16 protein-coding genes and 1 tRNA gene are annotated in these 19,683 nt (G+C 69.9%); 15 read left to right on the top strand and 2 right to left on the bottom strand.

Going from position 1 to position 19,683, the window contains the following annotated elements:
- Positions 1-515: 515 nt before the first annotated feature.
- From dnaN to PCC79_RS17345, 3 genes are read left to right on the top strand one after another with little or no spacing between them, the layout of a single operon-like run.
- Positions 516-1,676, top strand: a complete 1,161-nt coding sequence (dnaN, locus tag PCC79_RS17355; protein WP_342372623.1) for a DNA polymerase III subunit beta — start codon at positions 516-518, stop codon at positions 1,674-1,676.
- 40 nt (positions 1,677-1,716) lie between these two features.
- A complete protein-coding gene (recF, locus tag PCC79_RS17350; RefSeq protein WP_232549229.1) occupies positions 1,717-2,949 on the top strand; it encodes a DNA replication/repair protein RecF in 1,233 nt (410 codons plus the stop codon).
- On the top strand, positions 2,942-3,532 hold the full coding sequence (locus tag PCC79_RS17345) for a DUF721 domain-containing protein (protein ID WP_232549228.1): 591 nt from the start codon (positions 2,942-2,944) through the stop codon (positions 3,530-3,532). The genes recF and PCC79_RS17345 overlap by 8 nt, the downstream gene beginning before the upstream one ends.
- Here the strand turns inward: PCC79_RS17345 and PCC79_RS17340 are convergent.
- Positions 3,529-4,638: a winged helix DNA-binding domain-containing protein gene (locus PCC79_RS17340; protein WP_232549227.1), complete on the bottom strand. Its 1,110-nt coding sequence runs from the start codon at positions 4,636-4,638 to the stop codon at positions 3,529-3,531. The genes PCC79_RS17345 and PCC79_RS17340 overlap by 4 nt on opposite strands.
- Positions 4,639-4,866: 228 nt before the next feature.
- Here PCC79_RS17340 and PCC79_RS17335 point away from each other — a divergent pair, with 228 nt between their 5' ends.
- Complete coding sequence (locus PCC79_RS17335) at positions 4,867-5,943, top strand: hypothetical protein (RefSeq protein WP_342372622.1); 1,077 nt, start codon at positions 4,867-4,869, stop codon at positions 5,941-5,943.
- A gap of 21 nt (positions 5,944-5,964) precedes the next feature.
- On the opposite strand, the gene PCC79_RS17330 is transcribed toward PCC79_RS17335, so the two are convergent.
- Complete coding sequence (locus tag PCC79_RS17330; RefSeq protein WP_232549225.1) at positions 5,965-6,762, bottom strand: response regulator transcription factor; 798 nt, start codon at positions 6,760-6,762, stop codon at positions 5,965-5,967.
- A gap of 573 nt (positions 6,763-7,335) precedes the next feature.
- Between PCC79_RS17330 and PCC79_RS17325 the strand changes: the two genes are divergently transcribed.
- From PCC79_RS17325 to PCC79_RS17275, 11 genes are all read left to right on the top strand, one after another.
- The gene (locus PCC79_RS17325) at positions 7,336-9,390 is read left to right on the top strand and encodes a DNA topoisomerase subunit B (protein ID WP_232549224.1); all 2,055 of its coding nucleotides are present in this window, start codon (positions 7,336-7,338) and stop codon (positions 9,388-9,390) included.
- A gap of 15 nt (positions 9,391-9,405) precedes the next feature.
- Complete coding sequence (gene gyrA, locus PCC79_RS17320) at positions 9,406-12,204, top strand: DNA gyrase subunit A (RefSeq protein ID WP_425325646.1); 2,799 nt, start codon at positions 9,406-9,408, stop codon at positions 12,202-12,204.
- Complete coding sequence (locus tag PCC79_RS17315) at positions 12,197-12,697, top strand: DUF3566 domain-containing protein (protein WP_342372621.1); 501 nt, start codon at positions 12,197-12,199, stop codon at positions 12,695-12,697. The genes gyrA and PCC79_RS17315 overlap by 8 nt, the downstream gene beginning before the upstream one ends.
- Before the next feature lie 24 nt (positions 12,698-12,721).
- Positions 12,722-13,369, top strand: coding sequence for a CDP-alcohol phosphatidyltransferase family protein (locus PCC79_RS17310; RefSeq protein WP_342372620.1), 648 nt, complete (start codon positions 12,722-12,724; stop codon positions 13,367-13,369).
- A gap of 39 nt (positions 13,370-13,408) precedes the next feature.
- Positions 13,409-13,482: transfer RNA gene (locus tag PCC79_RS17305), tRNA-Ile, on the top strand.
- A 178-nt stretch (positions 13,483-13,660) separates the two neighbouring features.
- A complete protein-coding gene (locus tag PCC79_RS17300) occupies positions 13,661-13,951 on the top strand; it encodes a hypothetical protein (protein WP_342372619.1) in 291 nt (96 codons plus the stop codon).
- Positions 13,948-15,393, top strand: coding sequence for a hypothetical protein (locus PCC79_RS17295; protein WP_342372618.1), 1,446 nt, complete (start codon positions 13,948-13,950; stop codon positions 15,391-15,393). Before PCC79_RS17300 ends, PCC79_RS17295 begins: the two co-directional genes overlap by 4 nt.
- Positions 15,394-15,452: 59 nt before the next feature.
- Positions 15,453-17,489 (top strand): hypothetical protein, encoded by a 2,037-nt coding sequence (locus tag PCC79_RS17290; RefSeq protein ID WP_342372617.1) that lies wholly within the window; start codon positions 15,453-15,455, stop codon positions 17,487-17,489.
- 12 nt (positions 17,490-17,501) lie between these two features.
- Positions 17,502-18,053 (top strand): hypothetical protein, encoded by a 552-nt coding sequence (locus tag PCC79_RS17285; protein WP_342372616.1) that lies wholly within the window; start codon positions 17,502-17,504, stop codon positions 18,051-18,053.
- Between the two features lie 467 nt (positions 18,054-18,520).
- Positions 18,521-18,955: a hypothetical protein gene (locus PCC79_RS17280; RefSeq protein ID WP_342372615.1), complete on the top strand. Its 435-nt coding sequence runs from the start codon at positions 18,521-18,523 to the stop codon at positions 18,953-18,955.
- Positions 18,956-19,118: 163 nt separating this feature from the next.
- Positions 19,119-19,679 (top strand): SAF domain-containing protein, encoded by a 561-nt coding sequence (locus PCC79_RS17275; protein ID WP_342372614.1) that lies wholly within the window; start codon positions 19,119-19,121, stop codon positions 19,677-19,679.
- The last annotated feature ends 4 nt before the right edge of the window (positions 19,680-19,683 follow it).

Below are 19,683 nucleotides of genomic sequence, written 5' to 3'. Positions count from 1 at the left end.
CCCCGCCTGGCCGCCGTTCGCGGGCGCGCCGCAGCGCCCGAGCCCCACTCCACCCCCGCCGGGCGCACTGCGCTCTCCCAGCACGGCACCGCTCCCCTCGTCAGGATCCTGTGGGCAACACGGGGAGTTCTGCACAACAAACCTGTGGACAACCAGTGTGAAATGTGGAAAACCGGATCGGTGGCTCGGGCCGCCCACAAATCCTCCCCGTGTGATTCGGCATCGCTCCACACCCCCTGCACGGGCGACTCGCCGCACTGAGAAGGGTCGAGACCCGTTGTGCACACGATCCACACCCGTGATGACCATGAAGAAGACATAGACATCTCCTTCTCTTTGAACTCATCTCCCCGCCCCGGTGTGGGTAACCCAACCCACCCGGTCGTCACCTCACGAGCCGGGAGCACACAGGTGGTTCCTCCCCACACCGCGCCCATCGGGACGCGCCGCGTCCTGCTCGATATGATCGACAGCGCCCGCACCGTGGGCGCGAGCGAACCACAAGGGAGAAGTCAGTGAAGATCCGAGTTGAGCGCGACGTGTTGGCCGACGCCGTCCAGTGGGTGGCGCGCAGCCTGCCGAACCGGCCCAGCGTGCCCATCCTCGCCGGCATGCGTCTGGAGGCCGCGGGCAACGAGGTCGTCCTGTCGAGCTTCGACTACGAGACGTCGGCCAAGGTGACGCTCCCCGCCGATGTCTCCGAGGAGGGCACGGTGCTCGTCTCGGGGCGCCTGCTCGCCGACATCGCCCGCAGCCTGCCGGCCAAGCCCGTCGACATGGAGGCCGACTCCACCAAGATGGAGCTCACTTGCGGCAGCGCCCGGTTCACGCTGCAGCTCCTGCCCGTGGCCGAGTACCCCGAGCTGCCGACCATGCCCGAGGCCACCGGCACGATCACCCCGGACGCCTTCGCCCAGGCCGTCTCCCAGGTCGTCGTCGCCGCCGGGCGTGATGAGCTGCTGCCTGTGTTCACCGGCGTCCGCCTCGAGATCGAGGGCGACACCCTCTCCCTGCTCGCCACCGACCGCTACCGCATGGCGCTGAAGGAGCTGCCGTGGCGGCCGGCGTCCGGGCGGGCGGAGGGCGCGGCGCTCGTGCCCGCCCGCGTGCTCGCCGAATCATCGAAGTCGATGACCGCGGGCGAGAGCGTCACGCTGAGCCTCTCCTCCTCCGACGGCGGCGACGGCCTGATCGGCTTCGCCGGCGAGGGCGCCAACGGCGTACGGGAGACCACGACCCGGCTGCTCGACGGGGAGTTCCCGAAGGTGCGGCACCTGATGAGCGTGCAGCCGTCGGTGACCGTGCGCGCCAACACCAGCGAGGTCGTCGCGGCCGTGCGCCGTGTGGCACTCGTGGCCGAGCGCAACACGAGCCTGCGCATGATGATCGCCGACGACCACATCACCCTCGAGGCCGCCACCGGTGACCAGGCCCAGGCGGTCGAGGCCGTGGAGGCCACGGTGGTCGACGAGACGGGCCAAGGGCTCGCCATGACGGCGGCCGGTTTCAACCCGCACTACCTGCTCGACGCGCTCAACGCGCTGGACACCCCGTACGTCAACTTCGCGTTCACAGCGCCCGGCAAGCCCTGCTTGCTGACACCGCTGCTCGAGCTCGACGGCGAGGCGTCCGACGACTACAAGCACGTGATCATGCTGATGCGCCTGCCGCAGTGACAGGTGCCGCAGTGACGGTGACGCGACGGCCGGTGACCCCGTGTTCGTGACGCACCTCAGCTTGGCCGACTTCCGCTCCTGGCCGTTGGCTGAGCTGGCGCTTGAGCGCGGCGTCACCACGCTCACCGGCCGCAACGGCCAGGGCAAGACGAACCTGGTGGAGGCGGTGGAGTACCTCGCGACGCTGGGTTCGCACCGCGTGGCGGCGGACGCCCCGCTGATCCGGTTCGGCGCGCCGCGGGCGATCGTGCGGGCCCGCGTCCAAGCCGGTGCGGACGATCCGCGCACCCTCGCGCTCGAGATCGAGATCATCGCCGGGCGCGCCAACAAGGCCTCGCTCAACCGGGGCCCGCTGAAGCGGCCGCGCGACCTGCTCGGCGCGCTGCGTGTCGTGCTGTTCTCCCCGGAGGATTTGGCGCTCGTCAAGGGCGATCCGGCCGACCGGCGTCGGTTCATCGACGACCTCCTCACCCAGCGATGGCCGCGGTTGGCAGGCGTCCGGGCCGACTACGACCGGGTGCTGCGGCAGCGCTCGACGCTGCTGAAGTCCCTGGGTGGACGCCGCGGTGCGGTGGACGCCGGCGCCGCGGCCACGCTCGATGTCTGGGACGACTCCCTGGCCCGGCTCGGCGGGGAGATCGTCCATGCGCGGCTGCGGACCCTCACCGACATGGCCGGGTCGGTGGCCGACGCCTACCTCGCCATCGCACCGTCCAACAACGACGCGCGCGTGGCGTACAAGTCGTCGTCGCTCGGGTTGGATCCCACCCCCGACGCTGCCGCCCCGTCCGATCGGGCGGCCCCGTCCGGTGGGGCGGGGCCGCAGGGGCCGCCGGAGCACCCGCCCGCGGGCGAGTGGGCCGACCGTTCGCCCGACGAGCTCGCCGAGCAACTCCGTGGCACGATGGAGCGCCGGCGCGGCGAGGAGATCGCGCGGGGGGTGAGCCTCGTGGGGCCGCACCGCGACGATGTCGTGCTGACCCTGGGGCCCCTCCCGGCGAAGGGTTACGCCTCCCACGGCGAGTCGTGGTCGTTCGCGCTGGCCCTGCGCCTCGGCGCCTACGCGCTGCTGCGCGAGGACGGCGTGGAACCCGTCCTCATCCTCGACGACGTGTTCGCCGAGCTGGACGAGGTGCGTCGCTCCCGGCTGGCCGAGCGCATCTCGGGGGCCGAGCAGGTGCTCATCACGGCCGCGGTGGCCTCCGATGTCCCCGATGCTCTGGCCGGTCGCCGATTTCGGATCGCGGACGGACAGGTGAGTCCCGATGAGTGACGAGCCGATCGCCCCCGAGGGGTCGGCCGAGCAGCCCACCGACGCCGATGCGTTCGATCCGCCCGCCTTCGATCCGCCGGAGCTCGAACCACCCGCGTTCGAACCGACGGGGCTGGACCTGGCCCGTCAGACCGCCCAGGCCGCCGGCCGGGCGGTGGTGCCTCCGCCGCCGCGGAAGAAGGCAGCGGCCGGGCGTCGGCGTCCGCGCGGATCCCAGGGCCGCGGCAGCGGTGATCCGACCCCGGTGGGTGACGCGCTGGAGGATGTCATCACGACGCGTGGGTGGGGCACCGAGGTGAACGTCCACCTGTTGCTGGGCCGCTGGGCCGAGCTGGTGGGCCCGGCGGTGGCCGAGCACAGCACGCCCGAGGCGTTCCGGGCCGGGGTGGTGGTCGTCCGGACATCGTCGACGAACTGGGCCGCGCAGTTGCGGCTCATGGCTCCCCAGCTTGTCGCGCGCATGAACTCCTCGCTCGGCGACGGCACCATCCGGTTGGTGAAGGTGCTGGGCCCCGAGGCGCCGAGCTGGCAGCACGGCCCGCGTACCGTCAAGGGCCGTGGACCGCGCGACACCTATGGCTAGCGGGGCAGCGCGGCGCTGAGCCTCGGCACAGCACTGGCCACGGCCGCGGGCAGGGACCCGAACGGGGCGAGGGCGACGGGCCTCCCCGCGGTCGTGGCCTTCTTCCAGGTGGCGACCGCATGGCCGCGGTGGAGGACCGTACCCTTGAACACGCCGTTGCCGCCCGGGACGACCAGCCGTTCCTCCTCGCGGGTCAGGACGGCGGAGCGGTCGCCGTAGCCGAGCACGATCTCGTCGAATCCCGGCAGCAACAGCGGGGCGGCCGTGGCCCGGCGATGTTCGGCGAAGCGATGGGGCAGGTCCGGAGCCATCCAGAACTCCCGCCCATCGACCTGGGTGGACACGATGTCGCCGGCGGCGGCGAGGTCGGCCACATGCGGTCGCGCCTCGGCCTTGCCGATCTTGGACCACCAACAGAAGTCGTCGACCGGCGCCGGTCCGCGCGCCCGGAGGTAGCGGGAGAGAAGCTCGCGCACGCCCTCGGCGCGGTCGAGGCGCCGGGGGGCGGGGATCCACGCGTCGGTGAGTACGAAGCGCTGCTCGCGGCCCAGCGTCGGCCCTTGGCAGATCACCCCCGCGACGGCGAGGTGGAACAGGTGGCGGTAGCCGCGTCCGTCATGGGTGGGGACGCCAGCGTCCTCCCACCGCGCGAAGAGTTCGGCGCGGGGCAGACCGTGGCCGGTGAGCCCCCCGCCGGCCAGCCCACTGCCGGCCAGCCCACCGCCGGCCAGCACCGTGCGGGCGGTCGCCTCCGCCCGCTCGAGCATGGCGGGGGTCAGGCCGAGCTCGTCGCGGCGGCGCGCCGTCGCCGTGCGGGTCTTCTCCGCCGTCAGTGCGGTGACCCAGCCGGCATCCTCGGCGGCCACGACGAACAAGGTGCCGCGCATCGGCCAGGTCCGGACGATCTGTCCCGCGTCGTAGGCGGCGGTCACCGCGGCGAGGGATCGCGCCTCGCTGCGGAGCGCCAACGACAGGCAGGACCCCGGGAAGTCCTGACCCTGCACGCACGTCAGATGCCGCACCACGTCGACCACGCCGGCGAGCGGCGGCACGAGGCCCTGCGCCACCAGGCGCATGCGAGCGACATCGGCGAGTGAGGTCTCCATGAACGCAAACTAGCCGCACCGGCAGCGAGCGCGCGAGTGTCTGGATCGCCGCGATGCGGCCCCCCGGGGTGGGCGGTGTGGGGGCGCCTGGGGTGCGGTCTCCCTGGTGCCGGTCGTGTTCGTAGATCTACGTATTTCGCCGTCGGTATCAACGATGGATGATCAGCTCTCCTGAGGTTGACCAGATGACCGACTGTCGAGCAAGGCGGACCGGGGAGGACTTTCGACGTGTCAATTTTCACGAAGGGTTTGAGACAGCAGCATGCGCCGTCGAGTCTGAGCACCGATCGTTGCCCTTGGAGTGGGCGACACGAACTCATCGATTCAGTCGAAAAGCTGGCCGAGACAAGGTCGAGACCCACCGCCTCGCCGCCAAAGACCTCGGGCCCGTTCGGCTCAAACCGCGGCGTCTCCACCCCGGCCCCCCATCGCCCATGGCAGGCGACGGCTCTGGCCCGGGCGCGCCTGCTGCAGTTCCAGGTGGAGCACCGGTCGGGCGGCGGGGCGAGTGCCGTGTACAACGGCTTGCTGGCCGATGTCGTTCGCATCTGCACGACCCGGGAGACGCTGCCGCAGAGGATCTCGGGAGTGCGGGTCGAGTGGGCATGGACCAATCTCCATGCGGCCGAGGTGATCTCGATCAGGACCATGAGGCCCGACGAGCTGTCGGCCGTGATTCCCCGAGCTGTCGACCTCGCGGCGAAGCGAATGCCCGAGGATCGTTCGCAAGGTGCAGCGCTGGCGCGGCTGACCGACCCCAACGCGGGTGCGCCGTCACCGCTGCTGGTCGCGCAGGTGGTTCAGAAGGCACACCAGCTCAGCGATGCGGCCCACGCCCGGGCACGCCACTTCCGCAACCTCGTGCTGGCGACCTCGGCGGGGCTGTTGCTCGCCGCCCTGCTGCTGATGCTCGTGGGCTGGTTGCAGCCCGCAGCCCTTCCGATGTGCAGCGGGGACCGGGCGGTGTGCCTGCTGGGGAACAGCCCCTCGTCCTGGGACGTGACGCTGATCGCCCTGGTGGGCGCGGCGTCAGGTGCCGTGGCGGGGGTCGTCGCCCTGCGCCGCATGCATGAGGAGGCCACGCCCTACCGGGTGCCGGTCGCACTGGCCCTGCTCAAGGTGCCGTCCGGCGCGCTGATGGCGGTGCTCGGGCTGCTGGTGCTGCGTTCCGGCATGATCGTGGCGCTCGAGGACGTGTCGACCGCCGCCGGCCTCCTGGGCGGGGCGATCGTCTTCGGGCTCGCCCAGGAGCTGCTGACCGGGCTGGTCGATCGACGAGGGCAGGAGGTCCTCAAGGCTGCCTGATGGCGATCTGGGTCCCGGCCGTCACATCGGACGGAGCAGCTGCACGGCGGACGTCCGATTGTCCACCTCCAGGCGGTCGAACGCGTTCTCCAGATGCTTGGCAACGGTGCTGGGAGCCACGCCGAGTCGCCGGGCTGCTTGGTGGTTGCTGAGGCCGTCCGCGACCAGGTGCAGGACCTCCACCTGCCGCGCGGTCAGGCGGGCCGCCATGGCGTCCGGCAGGTGGAGCACCGGGTCGTGACGGCCGAGAACCACGCGGTCGACCACAGGGACGACGGCCTGGGCCAGGTAACCGGTGGACAGCAGGTAGGCCCGCCGCATCGTCGCGCGCACGTGCGGGGCGAGCACGTTCAACATGTCCCGCTCGCGCAGGGAGTAGGCAGGTGAGGCACGCGCAACCGACACCGCTCTGACGCGTGGCAGTCGTCCCGCGATGTTCACGGTCATCTGGTGGTGTGCGCCCATCGGACCGTGGGACTCGGCGAACAGCGCGCTGGCCCTCCACTCGCGAGCACTCACCACGTCAAGGATGGTGACGGGGATCTTGGGTAGTTCGCGCGCGAACGTCCGCACGAAGGGATGGGTGTGCATGACAGAGCTGTAGGCCTCAAGGCTGGGCCGGAAGACGTCGGACGGCCAGAAGATGTCGATCTCCAGCAGCGGCGCCAGATCGCAGTGGTGGTAGACGGCCAGATCGGAGTGCAGCAAAGTGGCGATTCCGGGCAGCAGTCGATCTTCGACCTCCGCGAAGGTACGGATGTCGAGCATCTGCTCCACGAGATCCAGGGCACTCAGAAGATCGCCGCGAGTGAGTCCCACCGATATCACCCCTTGACGCCCCGCCGGTCGCTGGGGGATCACCAACCGGTCAGGCCGTGCTCACGACGGTACGCCTGTGGAGCGGGCCGCACCAGAGCCGTCTTCTGGGCAGGAAATCATCACCTGGCAAGAAGAGCGGGCAGCGCAGCTGCGGACGTCGGCGCAGGCCCGGGGGACGCGTCCGGGCGTCACCCCAGCTGCGGGCGTCCGTCGGTGAGGTGCTCGGCCAGGAACGCCTGCGGGTCGAGGCGGCCAGCAGGGCTTACCTCCACCCCTCAAACTCCGGTTTGGTGCTCGAACGCCGCCACCGGAAGCGGAGTTTGAGCCCGAAGTGTGAGTGTCGGCGCGGGCCGCGGGCCGGGCCCGTCGGCCGCTTCGGGCGGCTGGGGTGGTGTCCGGGGTCGATTGGGGGGAGATCGTCGGCTCTGAGGGGCGTCACGTCCGTGTGAGTGGGCATTTCGGAGGCGTGACGACCACGGAATCCGGTGCCGGTCGGGTAGAATCACACTGTTTCGAGGTCGCCGCCCGCCCGTTGCGCGCTGGGCGGCGACCGTGCGCAGGGAGAGAGTTTCGGTGACGACTGAGAATCACGGGCCGCGGCCCTCGGCGACATCGGTGGCCGAGGGTGTCTATGACGCCAGCGCCATCCAGGTGCTGGAGGGGCTCGAGGCGGTCCGGAAGCGTCCGGGCATGTACATCGGCTCCACCGGCGAGCGGGGCCTGCACCACCTGGTGCAGGAGATCGTCGACAACTCCGTCGACGAGGCGCTGGCCGGGTACGCCGACATGATCACGGTGACGCTGCTGCCGGGCGACGGCGTTCGCGTCACCGACAACGGCCGCGGCTTCCCGGTCGACCTGCACCCCAAGGAGAAGATCCCGGCGGTCACGCTGGCGCTCACGGTGCTGCACGCGGGCGGCAAGTTCGGCGCGGGTGGCTACAAGGTCTCCGGCGGCCTGCATGGCGTGGGCGCGTCCGTGGTGAACGCCTTGAGCGACCGGCTCACCGTGGACGTCCGCCGCGACGGCTACCACTGGCAGCAGAGCTTCACCCTCGGCGTCCCGGACGCCGACCTCGCCCGCCTGGAGCCGCTCGGCCCCGACGACGAGGTGGGCACCACCGTCACCTTCTTCGCCTCGCCCGACATCTTCGAGACGACGACGTACAACTGGGAGACGCTCGCCGGGCGCTTCCGGGAGATGTGCTTCCTCAACAAGGGCCTGACGATCCGGCTGGTCGACGAGCGGCCCACGAGCGCCGACGAGATGAACGCGGACGACCACGAGGCGGGCCTGACCGACTTCGTCGACGATGCCGAGGAGGAGGCGCGCGAGGTCACGTTCCGCTACGACGACGGGCTGATCGACTTCGTGACCTACCTGACCGGCACGAAGGACACGATCCACCCCACGGTGATCGCGATCGACGCCGAGGCTCCGGACGACCAGCTCGCCCTCGAGGTGGCGATGCAGTGGAACAGCTCGTTCACCGAGAGCGTGCACACCTTCGCCAACACCATCAACACCCACGAGGGCGGCACGCACGAGGAGGGCTTCCGCGCGGCGCTCACCAACACCGTCAATCGGTGGGGCGCCCAGTGGGGCATGATCAAGAAACCCGAGGACCGTCCCTCCGGTGATGACATCCGCGAAGGCCTCACCGCGATCATCTCGGTGAAGTTGGGCGAGCCGCAGTTCGAGGGCCAGACGAAGACGAAGCTGGGCAACACCGAGGCGAAGGGCTTCGTGCAGCGCGTGGTCAACGACCTGCTGGGCGACTGGTTCGAGAAGAACCCGGCCGAGGGCAAGGACATCATTCGCAAGGCCCAGGCCGCGGCCCAGGCGCGGATGGCGGCCCGCAAGGCGCGCGACCTCGCCCGCAACCGCAAGGGGCTTCTCGGCTCCAGCAGCCTGCCGGGCAAGCTCTCGGACTGCTCGAGCCGCAACCCGGCCGAGTGCGAGGTGTTCATCGTCGAGGGTGACTCCGCCGGCGGCTCGGCCAAGGGCGGACGCGACCCGCGCACCCAGGCGATCCTGCCGATCCGCGGCAAGATCCTGAACGTCGAGAAGGCGCGGCTGGATCGGATTCTGGCCAACAAGGAGGTCGAGGCGATCTTCAACGCCCTCGGCACCGGGTTCAGTGATGATTTCGACGTGGAGCGCCTGCGCTACCACAAGATCGTCCTGATGGCGGACGCCGACGTCGACGGCGCGCACATCCGCACCCTGCTGCTGACGCTGCTGTTCCGCTTCCTGCGCCCGCTGATCTCGGCCGGCCACGTGTACCTCGCCCAGCCGCCGCTGTTCCGGCTGCGCTGGACGAACGCGCCGCACGAGCTGGCCTACTCCGACGAGGAGCGGGACGGGCTGCGGGAGGCCGGCCTGGCCGCGGGCAAGAAGCTGCCGCAGGTCAACCCGATCCAGCGGTACAAGGGTCTGGGCGAGATGGACGCCGAGGACCTGTGGAACACCACCATGGACCCCGATCAGCGCACGCTCGCCCAGGTGACGCTCGAGGACGCGGCCGCGGCGTCCGACATGTTCAGCATTCTCATGGGGGAGGACGTCGAGCAGCGCCGGAGCTTCATCCAGCGCAACGCCAAGGACGTCCGCTTCCTCGACATCTGACCAGGAGGAACCAGCATGAGTGACACTCCGAACGAGCCCCCCGTTGACGGCCCCGGTGGCGAGGGCCCCGGTGGCGACGGGCCGTCGGCGTCCGACCCCGTCGTGGGTGACGCGGCGGCGGCGAGCGACGCGGCGGCGTCCGCCCAGGGCACGGTGACGCTGCAGGGCAAGGTCGAGGAGATCGACCTCAACGAGGAGATCCAGAAGAGCTACCTCGACTACGCGATGAGCGTCATCGTGGGCCGGGCGCTGCCCGACGTCCGCGACGGCCTCAAGCCGGTGCACCGCCGCGTGCTGTACACGATGTACGACGGTGGCTACCGGCCCGACCGTGGCTGGAACAAGTGCTCGCGCGTCGTCGGGGACGTGATGGGCAAGTACCACCCCCACGGTGATTCGGCGATCTACGACACCCTCGTGCGCCTCGCGCAGCCGTGGGTGATGCGGCACAAGCTGGTGGACGGGCAGGGCAACTTCGGCTCGCCCGGCAACGACGGCGCCGCGGCCATGCGGTACACCGAGTGCAAGATGAACCCGCTCGCCATGGAGATGGTGCGCGACATCGACCAGAACACCGTCGACTTCCAGCCCAACTACGACAACAAGGACACCGAGCCCACGGTGCTGCCGGCGCGGTTCCCGAACCTGCTGGTGAACGGCTCGACGGGCATCGCAGTGGGCATGGCCACCAACATCCCACCGCACAACTTGCGCGAGGTGAACGAGGCCGTCCAGTGGATGCTGGCGAACCCCGAGGCGTCCAAGGAGGAGATCCTGGAGGCGTGCATTGAGCGCATCCAGGGCCCGGACTTCCCGAACGGCGCCTACATCGTCGGGCGCAAGGGCATCGAGGACGCGTACCGCACCGGCCGCGGGTTGGTGACCATGCGCGCGGTGATCGACGTCGAGGAGGACGCCCGCGGGCGCACTTCGCTGGTGGTCACCGAGCTGCCGTACATGTGCAACCCGGACAATTTGGCGCTCAAGATCGCCGATTTGGTGAACTCCGGCCGGCTGACCGGCATCGCCGACATCCGCGACGACACCTCGGCCCGCACCGGCCAGCGGCTCGTGATCGTGCTCAAGCGCGACGCCCAGCCGCGCGTGGTGATGAACAACCTGTACAAGCACACCCCGCTGCAGGACACGTTCGGCTGCAACATGCTCGCCCTCGTCGACGACGTGCCGCGGACGCTGCGGCTCGACCAGTTCCTCGGCTATTGGATCCGCCACCAGATCCAGGTCATCCAGCGCCGGACGCAGTTCCGCCTCGACGAGGCCGAGCAGCGGGCGCACGTGTTCCGCGGGCTGGTGAAGGCGCTGGACGCCCTTGACGAGGTCATCGCGCTGATCCGGGCGTCGGCCACCACGGAGGAGGCCAGCACCGGGTTGCAGCGGCTGCTGGACATCGACGAGGTGCAGGCCCGGGCGATCCTCGACATGCAGCTGCGGCGCCTGGCGGCTCTGGAGCGGCAGAAGATCATCGACCAGCTCGCGGAGCTCGAGCGGCAGATCGCCGACCTCAAGGACATCCTGGCCTCGCCTGCCCGGCAGCGCGAGATCGTCGGCTCGGAGCTGGCGGAGATCGTCGACAAGTGGGGCGACGAGCGCCGGACGCGGATCATCGCGGCCGACGGCGACCTCTCGAACGAGGATTTCATTCCGAACGAGGACATGGTCGTCACCATCACGCACGGCGGGTACGTGAAGCGAACGCGGTCGGACCAGTACCGGCTGCAGAAGCGGGGCGGCAAGGGCGTCCGGGGGGCGTCCCTGCGGGCTGACGACGCCGTGGAGCACCTGTTCACCACCGCGAGCCACGATTGGCTGTTGTTCTTCACCAACTTCGGCCGGGTCTACCGCACCAAGGTGTGGCAGCTGCCCGAGGCGGGGCGGGACGCGAAGGGCGGCCACGTCGCCGGGCTGATGAGCTTCCTGCCCGAGGAGCACATCGCGTCGATCCTGACCATTTCGGGGTACGACGCCAAGCCGTACCTGCTGCTGGCCACGAAGCGGGGGCTGGTGAAGAAGACGGCGCTGACCACGTACGACAGCGCCCGGCAGGCCGGCCTGATCGCGATCAACTTCCGCGACGAGGACGACGAGCTCATCGGCGCTGGGGTCTGCGGACCCGAGGACGACGTGCTGCTCATCTCGCGCAAGGGGCAGGCGATCCGCTTCCAGGCCACCGACGAGCAGCTGCGGCCGATGGGGCGGGCGACGTCGGGCGTGACCGGCATGAAGTTTCGCGGGGACGACGAGCTGCTGTCGATGGCCGTCATCGGCGCGGACACCCCCGAGGATGACCGGTTCGTGTTCACCGTGACCGACGGCGGGTTCGCCAAGCGCACGGCGGTGAGCGAGTACCGGCTGCAGGGCCGTGGCGGCCTGGGCATCAAGGCCATGAAGCTGAACGAGGACCGGGGTTCGCTCGTCGGCGGGCTCGTGGTCGGGGCCGACGACGAGGTGATCGCGATCAAGGAGTCCGGCCAGGTCATGCGCTCGTCGGTGGGCGAGGTGCCCGCCAAGGGTCGCGACACGATGGGCGTGAAGTTCGTCGGGCTGGCGTCCGGCGACAGCGTGTCGATCATCGCGCTCTACCCCGAGGCGCGGGCCGAGGAGATTCTCGCCGAGGCGGGGATGGACGGTTTGGTTGCGGGCGAGCTGGCTGCGGGTGAGTCGGGCGAGGGTGACGCGGCGGCGTCCGAGGTTGCCGACTCCCCGGAGGAGGCCGGAGCGGCTACGGTTGTGGACACTGATCCGGAGGGGTCGGCCCGGGTGGATGACCGGGGTGAGGAGGACGACGGTGAGTGATTCGCGGCCGATTTCGGCCACAGCGTCCTTCGACGACGGTCTGACGCTGTCGCCGGAGCCCAACGACCGGCGCACCGGCAACCTCGCCGACACCCGGCCCCGTCCCGCCGCGAGTGCCGTGCGGACGCGGCGCGCGCGCCTGCGCATCTCGCGGGTGGACCCGTGGTCGGTGATGAAGACGTCGTTCCTGTTCTCGATCGCCGGCGGCATCATGACGTGGGTCGCGGTGTACGTGATCTGGACGCTGCTGGGGGCGTCCGGCATGTTCGAGGCGATCGACGCCGGCCTGACGATGCTGCTGAGCAACCCGCAGGACCAGACGCCGGTGCGCATGGAGGACTTCGTCAACACCAACCGGGTGATGGGCATCACGGCGCTGTTCGCGGTGGTCAACGTGATTCTGCTGACCGCGCTGGGGACGATCTTCGCGTTCCTGTACAACCTGTCGGCCAACATCCTGGGTGGTCTGGAGCTGACCCTGGCCGAGGACTGAGGCGCCGTGGGGGCGACGAGCCGGGTGGCTGCCGGGCGAGACCCGGGGGTCTGGACGGTTCCGAACGTCATCACGGTGCTGCGGTTCCTGCTGATCGGGCCGATCTGCTGGATGATCGTCACCGGCACGGCGGCGGGCACGTGGACGCCGGTGGTGCTGCTCGCCGTGTGGTCGAGCACCGACTGGGTGGACGGCCTGCTGGCGCGGATGCTGGACCAGCGCTCGCGGTTCGGGGAGATCATGGATCCCCTGGCCGACCGGCTGGGGATCACGGCGATCCTGGTGTCGCTCGGGGTGGCCGGCGTGGTGCAGTGGTGGTGGCTGGTCGCAATCGTCGCCGTGGACGCCCTCGTGATCGTGTTCGCCCACCGCGCCGCGCGCGACGGCAGCCTGCACGTGAGCTGGACGGGCAAGACGCGGACGGCGGTGCTGATGACCGCGATCGTGCTGCTGGTGTTGGGGGTCAGCGTGTGGCCGGCCGTGTTGGGGTGGGCGCAGGGGCTGATGGTGACCGGCGTCGTGCTGCACGTGATCGCGGGGGCGGGGTACATCTGGAGCGCCCAGCGCAAGCGGCCGGCGTCCGATGGAGGTGTTGAGCCGACGACGGGGGCGGCGACCGACGGCGTCGAACCGCGCGCCCGGGCAACCGGACCCAGCGGATTTGAGCGCTGACCGAGCGGGGCGGTAGGGTAAGCACTCGGTGCACAGCACGGGCCTATAGCTCAGATGGTTAGAGCGCCGCCCTGATAAGGCGGAGGTCACTGGTTCAAGTCCAGTTAGGCCCACCCTTCCAAACCCCCTCCCACTAGGGAAGGGGGTTTTCTCATCCCCTGCTGGGGAACTTGTGGGGAACTTTGAGGCCCCTTTTGGAGTCCCTCCGGCGAACTTGTGCAGGCATGGGTGTCCGCAAGCGGGCCGTTTCCGCGCTTCTGGATGGCGAGAGCATCTGGAAGGCGGGACGGCATGGACAAGTCGTTGGCACTCGGGTTGGCGCTGGGTCACGTGCGGAGCGCGGTGGTCGCGTTCGTGTCGGCGGACGACCCAACCGGGGAATCACTGTTCCTGGCGGCGGAGTGTCTGGACCTGGAGGGCCTGTTCGGTGACTTCGGGGTCGTGCCACAGCAAGTCGATCCCGGCTTGGACGCGATCGCGTCGCTGGACGCCGCGTCCAATGTGTTGGTCGCAGCGCGGCAGGTGGTGCCGCTGGCCTTGTGGGCCGCGTTACAGGCGGTGCGGGCGAGGGCAGCACGATGACCACCACGGTCGGGATGCTGCTGGACGACGTCCACACCCGCGCCTGGGACCTGTGTGCGGAACTCGAGGACCGGCGTGCCGAGAATCGCTACGGCGAGCGCGGCCTGGAGGTTCTGGCGGTATGGCCCAGGTTGGCGACCGCAGCTCTCCGCGTCCTGGACGCGGTGCCACTGGAACCGGCATGGCTGGACGACATGGGGTCCGTCCGGTTGGTGTTGGGCGAAGTCGGGCGAGGGGTGCTCGAGGCCACGGCCGACAACGGTTCCGCAGCAGCGTCCCTGAAGCCCGATCCGGCGGTGGGCGAGCTGGCGCTCCGATTGGGGCTGATCGCGGACCTGCTGGTTGGCGAGAAGCCGGCGCGCACCGATGTGGACCGGGCTGCTCTGGAGGGCTTACAGGCCAACGTCGTCTCGATCGTTCACGCCGTGGCCACGGTGTCCCTGCCACTCCTGCAGGACCGGGACCATCTGCAGGCGCCTCGATCGGTGCTGGCTGCTGTCAAGGCCCGCACGGAACGGTTCGCGATGATCCCCGCCGAACGACGGAGCGGCCGATACGAGGACGTGGGCGCGGTCACGTCGAAGTCGTTGGACGCTGCGATCTCGACCTGGGTGCACGCCACGGTAGACATCCTGAGCTCGCGCCGGGGGGTGAGCCAGGCGGCCCTCCAGGTCGCCGCGGGTGACGCCTTGATCCTCACCGCGACGGCAGGAACGGTCTGCGCGGCGGCCCGCCGGCTAGGACTTGTGGACGCAGACCGGGCAGCCGTGGCCACCTCGGCGCTGGGAGCGGCGCACGCCGCTTGGCGGCGGCCGGCAGCGTGGCCGGAAACGGTCCGACTGGAGGGAGTCCGTGACCCCGAACATGTCCACGCGTCGCGTCAGCTCCGGAAGCTGGTCACCGACAACCTGCGCCAGGGGCGGGACTGGTTGCCGCCCGAGCGCATGGCTGACCGGTTCGACATGGGGCTACTACTGGGCACGATGCGCCGCGGCGTTCATGGGGTAGGAAACGTGGCGTTGGCCCACTTCCAAGCTCTCGACACGCTGGTGCGTGGACGCGGCCGACTGTGGATCGCTGCATCCGCAGTCACCCAAGCGGCTTACCGCGGGCCAACGACCATTGAGGCCGCTCTCCGTCACGGTTGGGTCCAGATGCCGCTAGGCGAGCCCGCCGGTCGTGCACTCCATGCCGACGCGAAACACGCCCTCGACATGACCACGATGGCCCTTGCTGCTCTGGACCGCACCGCAGCCTCTGTCACCACCCGTCAGTCCGACGGTGGGCTGCGGTGGGACCGCGCCCGGATCGTGGCAGTCGAGACGACGGACCAGCCCGTCCTGTTCGAGACCGTTCGTTCCTCGCCCTTGGCCGGCTTCCGGGCCGAACAGCGGAACCCGATCCAGCTCGGCGGCCGTCCCGCGCCGGGACCGCGACGGTGACCCCTGCCATCCCCCCGCCGCGCAGCGACGCTCCGCGCGGGGAGGTCGACGCTTGGGTGTTGACTGGTCGGATCAGCCCGCGACGCGTGGTGCGCTCCGCAGGGGTGGATGGCGATGGTCAGCCGCTCAACAGCTACCCGCTGGTCCATCCCATCGCAGGGGCACGACCCCGGACGCCGTGGGCCGTGCACCTCGCCGACGCGACCGGTCGCTATCGACTGTTGTGCGTCGATTTGGACGCCAACGGTTCGTCCGAGGCCGCCGCCGCGGACGCCACTCAGTTCGGCGAGCTGGTGTCCGAACTGGGGATCGAGCACCTGGTGTGCGCGTCCGGACCCACGGGCGGCCGGCACGTGTGGATCGGACTGCGCGACGCACTGGACGCCGAGGCGGTCCGCGCCCTGGCGTACCTGCTGAAGGCCTGGCTGCCCTCCCTCGATGTCGCACCGCTGACCAACCCGACTTCGGGATGCGCGCGCCCCCCGGGTGCACCGCATCGCCTCGGGGGTAACTCGCAAGTGATCGCCGGATCGGTGGCGGTGCTCACCGAACCCACCGTCACCACAGGCCAGATCCACGCGCTGATGAGCCGGGTCGCCGACCACGTCCATGCAGTCGAGCCGGCGACCCAGCCGACGCGATCCCGTCCCGTTGCGGTGGTGGACGGAATGCCGTTCCTGCCCGGGACCAAGCGGGCCCTCTCAGCGTCCTGCCGAGGGCTGCTGGAGGCGACCCCGACCGGAGACCTGTCAACCGTGCTGTGGCGGGTGCTCTGCGGCGCAGCGGCGGCCCGCTGGCGGTTCAGGGACGTCTTGGCGCTCGCCGACGCGCCAGGGCTCGAGCACGCCCGCACCCTCCGCGCGGGGGCAACCCGGATGCCACGCCCGACACGCGGGCCAGCGTCCCCAACGGCGATGCTGCGCCGCCAGTGGACCCGCGCCGTCCAGGCAGTCGCCCAACTCGGCCCCGGCCAAGCCATTGAGGGCACCGATAAGAGCTTCGACACCCGCGCTGAGGTCGTCACAGAACTCGTCCGCACCGTGCAGCGTCGAGCGGACGCCACTGCCGGTCGGTGGGGCCGCTCCCGAGCGTGCCACGCGCAGCGGCGCGTCCTGGATGCGCTGTGCCTGTTCCACCTCCAAGGCGTCCGTCCCGATGAGGTCGAGGCCGACATCCGCCGCCTGGCAATGACCTGCGGCCTCGACCGCGAGACCGCCCGGCGATCCCTGCTCGCGCTGACGACCGACGGCTGGATCACCCGAACCCAGTCCGCCGCCGGGCGCCGCGGTGCTCGCTGGTCCATCGACCCGGGCGGCGCCGTCCACAGCCGCATCAGCGAGCTGCTGTCACAAGCGGACCCGCGCCCCGCTGGCACCGGCTCCGCCCTGCGCTCCGCGCTCCTCAACCAGCTCGCGGACCGGCTGAACGACAACGCACACGATGCCTTCGCCACCAACGGTGGCCTGGGCCCCGACGCCGGCACCCTCTACGGACGCTTGAGGGAACCGATGGACGCCGCGGAGTGCTCCTACCTTCTGGGGTGGTCGATCGACAAGACGACCATCATGCTTGATCGGTTGAATTCGGTCGGCCTGGTTGAGTGGCGCGAGCGATGCTGGCGGCGCGTTGACACCGCGCAGATTGACCAAGTCGCGATCGCCCTGGGTACCAACGGAGTAGGGCAGCGACGAGCCGACCTCTACGCCGTCGAGCGGACCCTGTGGGCTTGGTGGTGCACCGAAGTCGAGCAGCTGCGCACGGTGCGGTCTCAGCGTGGCTCCCAACGCGTCCGACAAGCGCGTTCATGGCCTCCCCACCCCCGACGTCACAACGGACGAGCTGACTTTGCGGCCGCTCGACGGACGCTTCGCCGCCGACCGGAAACGCTAGTGGGACTGGTGTCACTTCGTGGGACGCCCGAAGCCGCTCTGATTTCGCGCCCTACATTCGGGGCACTGTCCCCCAGGACGACGCTCAACAGAACAGGACCAGGGCTCCCTGGCCGAGTCACCCCCGGCTCGAGTGAACGAAGTCGTTCAAAGAACTTTGCCCCGGGGTGTCCGCCAACGGCCCTCCTCCTTACTTCTGGTAGGTGAAGGAGAAACCCCATGGTGAACAAGAACACCCTCGGACGGGCCCTGCTCGCGCTCGCGCTGGCGCCCGTCATGGCTGCCTGCACGGCTGCGCCAGCATCGAGCCCTTCCGCCTCCGTCGCTCCGACGCCGACGCAGACCGCTCCGACGCTGTCGCCGGCTGAGCAGGACCTCGCCAACGCCAAGCAGGCCGTGACGAACCTCTGGTCAGTCGTTGATCGCTTGACCAATGACCCCCAAGCATCACTGCAGGACCTCGACACCGTGGCGTCCGGGGAGGCGTTGGAGTTCTTCCGTAAGAACCTCACCGGTTACCGACTCGAACAGCTCACCGGGTCGGGCAGTTCGGTTGTTGAGCTCCAGTCAGCCCAACCGTCCGGGAACGACAGCCAGGGCCTTCCCACGTGGACCGTCACCGCCTGCGTCGACACGAGTGACACCAAGCTGGTTGACACCTCCGGCAAGAACGTCACAGCACCGCCGTACCGCTTCCAGCACCGTTCGGTCGTGGTGGAAAGGTCAGGGGCCCTGCGGGTCGACCAAGACGAAGTGCTGGGCACATGCTGACCCGGGTGTTCGCGACCATCGGGTTGGCTGTCGCATCGGTGCTTCTGGGAGCCGTCCCGGTGATCGCGGCCGGGCCGCCGGTGGACTGCGGCTCCGACGCTCAGTGGGACGGCCGCCAGTGCAAGATCACCGCCACCAACCCCGGTCGGTCTGGCAAGACACCGCTCAGCGACGGCGGCGGAAGCGGGGAGTCGGCACCCCGAACCTGCGCCTACGGTTCGATCGCAATGCCCTGCCAGGATGCCGAATTCGGCTGGTGGTCGGATTCCAAGAGCTGCTACGTCCAGCTCACCAACCCCCAGCCACCGGCCACCGCGCCCGCCTGGGAAGGCCACACCGACGGCGCCATTTACGACTGCTCGCTCCCTCGTTCAGGGGGTTTTGGCGGGCTTCAGTACAGGTTCTGGTCCGCCACCGCCCCCGCGGGTCCTGATCCCGTCGTGTTGGCGCAACAGGCGATCGCGAGCATGAACTTGCGACCGATCTCGATCGGGATCGTGCCGGAGGACCGACCGGGCTCGGTGGGTCTGGTCGGGATGCCGGTCTGGTTGTGGGCATCCAGCCCGGACGCGCAGTCGTGGGGCCCGATCACCCGCAGCGCGTCGGCGTCCGGGGTGACGGTGACCGCGACGGCGAAGGTCGAGCGGGTCCGCTGGCAGATGGGCGACGGCGCCGTGGTGGTTTGCGCCGGGCCGGGCACCGTCTACGAGGACCGGTTCGGCAAGACCGACTCACCCACCTGCGGCTACACGTACAGCAAGCCGGGCACCTACACCGTCCAGGCCGAGACGCAGTGGTCGGTGGCATGGTCGGGCATGGGCCAATCCGGGACGATCCCCGTCACGTTGAACCAAGCGACCACGATCACGGTCGGAGAATTGCAGGTCCTCACGACGGGCTGACCGAGCCCTCCCCCCTTCCGTGCACGCACCCCCCACGAGAGCGAGCCACCCCATGTCAGTGACCACTCGCCCGTCCACCACCAAGCCGGCCGCCGCGCCGGCTCAGGAACCGCCGGCGCTGGCCACGCCACCGAAGTTGCGCCGACGACCCGTCGCCCTGCTGGTGTCGGTCGCCACCATCGTCCTCGGCTCGCTGGGCGGATTGTGGTTGTGGACCGCCGCCGGCCACACCACCGAAGTCCTCGCGGTTCGCACGCTGGTACATCGCGGTGAGGTGATCGACCGCGACGACCTGATGACGGTGCGGGTCAGCCTTGACCCGGCAGTCCAGACAGTGGCAGCCACCCAAGCGGACGCCGTCGCCGGCCAACGAGCCGCGCTCGACCTCGCACCCGGCGGCCTGCTCACCCCCAGCGACTTCGCCACCTCGGTGCTGCCGGCACGAGGAACCTCGGTGGTGGGCGTCGGCCTTGCGCCGGGCATGTTGCCAGCTGAGCCGATCGCGCCGGGCGACGCGGTGCGCGTCGTGCAGACCCCTGGCGCCCAGGGTGAGGTCGCCGATGCACCGGTGACAGTCTCGGCGACCGTGGTGGGCGTGCATCCTTCGGAGACGGGCGACCAGACGATCGTCGATGTGGTGGTCCCTGCGGAGGCCGCGGTGGATCTGGCGGCGCGGGCGGCCACCGGCAAGGTGGCTCTGGTGCTTGATTCCAGGGAGCGGTGAGTCG

The organism is Propioniciclava soli, from assembly GCF_038502305.1.
In the GTDB taxonomy this organism is placed as follows: domain Bacteria; phylum Actinomycetota; class Actinomycetes; order Propionibacteriales; family Propionibacteriaceae; genus Propioniciclava; species Propioniciclava soli.
This window is presented reverse-complemented; position numbering and strand designations above follow the sequence as displayed.

Bases quoted from the DNA above. Each gene is read 5' to 3' on its own strand.
- PCC79_RS17345 (WP_232549228.1), top strand. From the start codon at position 2,942: ATGAGTGACGAGCCGATCGCCCCCGAGGGGTCGGCCGAGCAGCCCACC.
- PCC79_RS17340 (WP_232549227.1), bottom strand. From the start codon at position 4,638: ATGGAGACCTCACTCGCCGATGTCGCTCGCATGCGCCTGGTGGCGCAG.
- gyrA (WP_425325646.1), top strand. From the start codon at position 9,406: ATGAGTGACACTCCGAACGAGCCCCCCGTTGACGGCCCCGGTGGCGAG.
- PCC79_RS17300 (WP_342372619.1), top strand. From the start codon at position 13,661: ATGGACAAGTCGTTGGCACTCGGGTTGGCGCTGGGTCACGTGCGGAGC.
- PCC79_RS17295 (WP_342372618.1), top strand. From the start codon at position 13,948: ATGACCACCACGGTCGGGATGCTGCTGGACGACGTCCACACCCGCGCC.
- PCC79_RS17285 (WP_342372616.1), top strand. From the start codon at position 17,502: ATGGTGAACAAGAACACCCTCGGACGGGCCCTGCTCGCGCTCGCGCTG.
- PCC79_RS17280 (WP_342372615.1), top strand. From the start codon at position 18,521: ATGAACTTGCGACCGATCTCGATCGGGATCGTGCCGGAGGACCGACCG.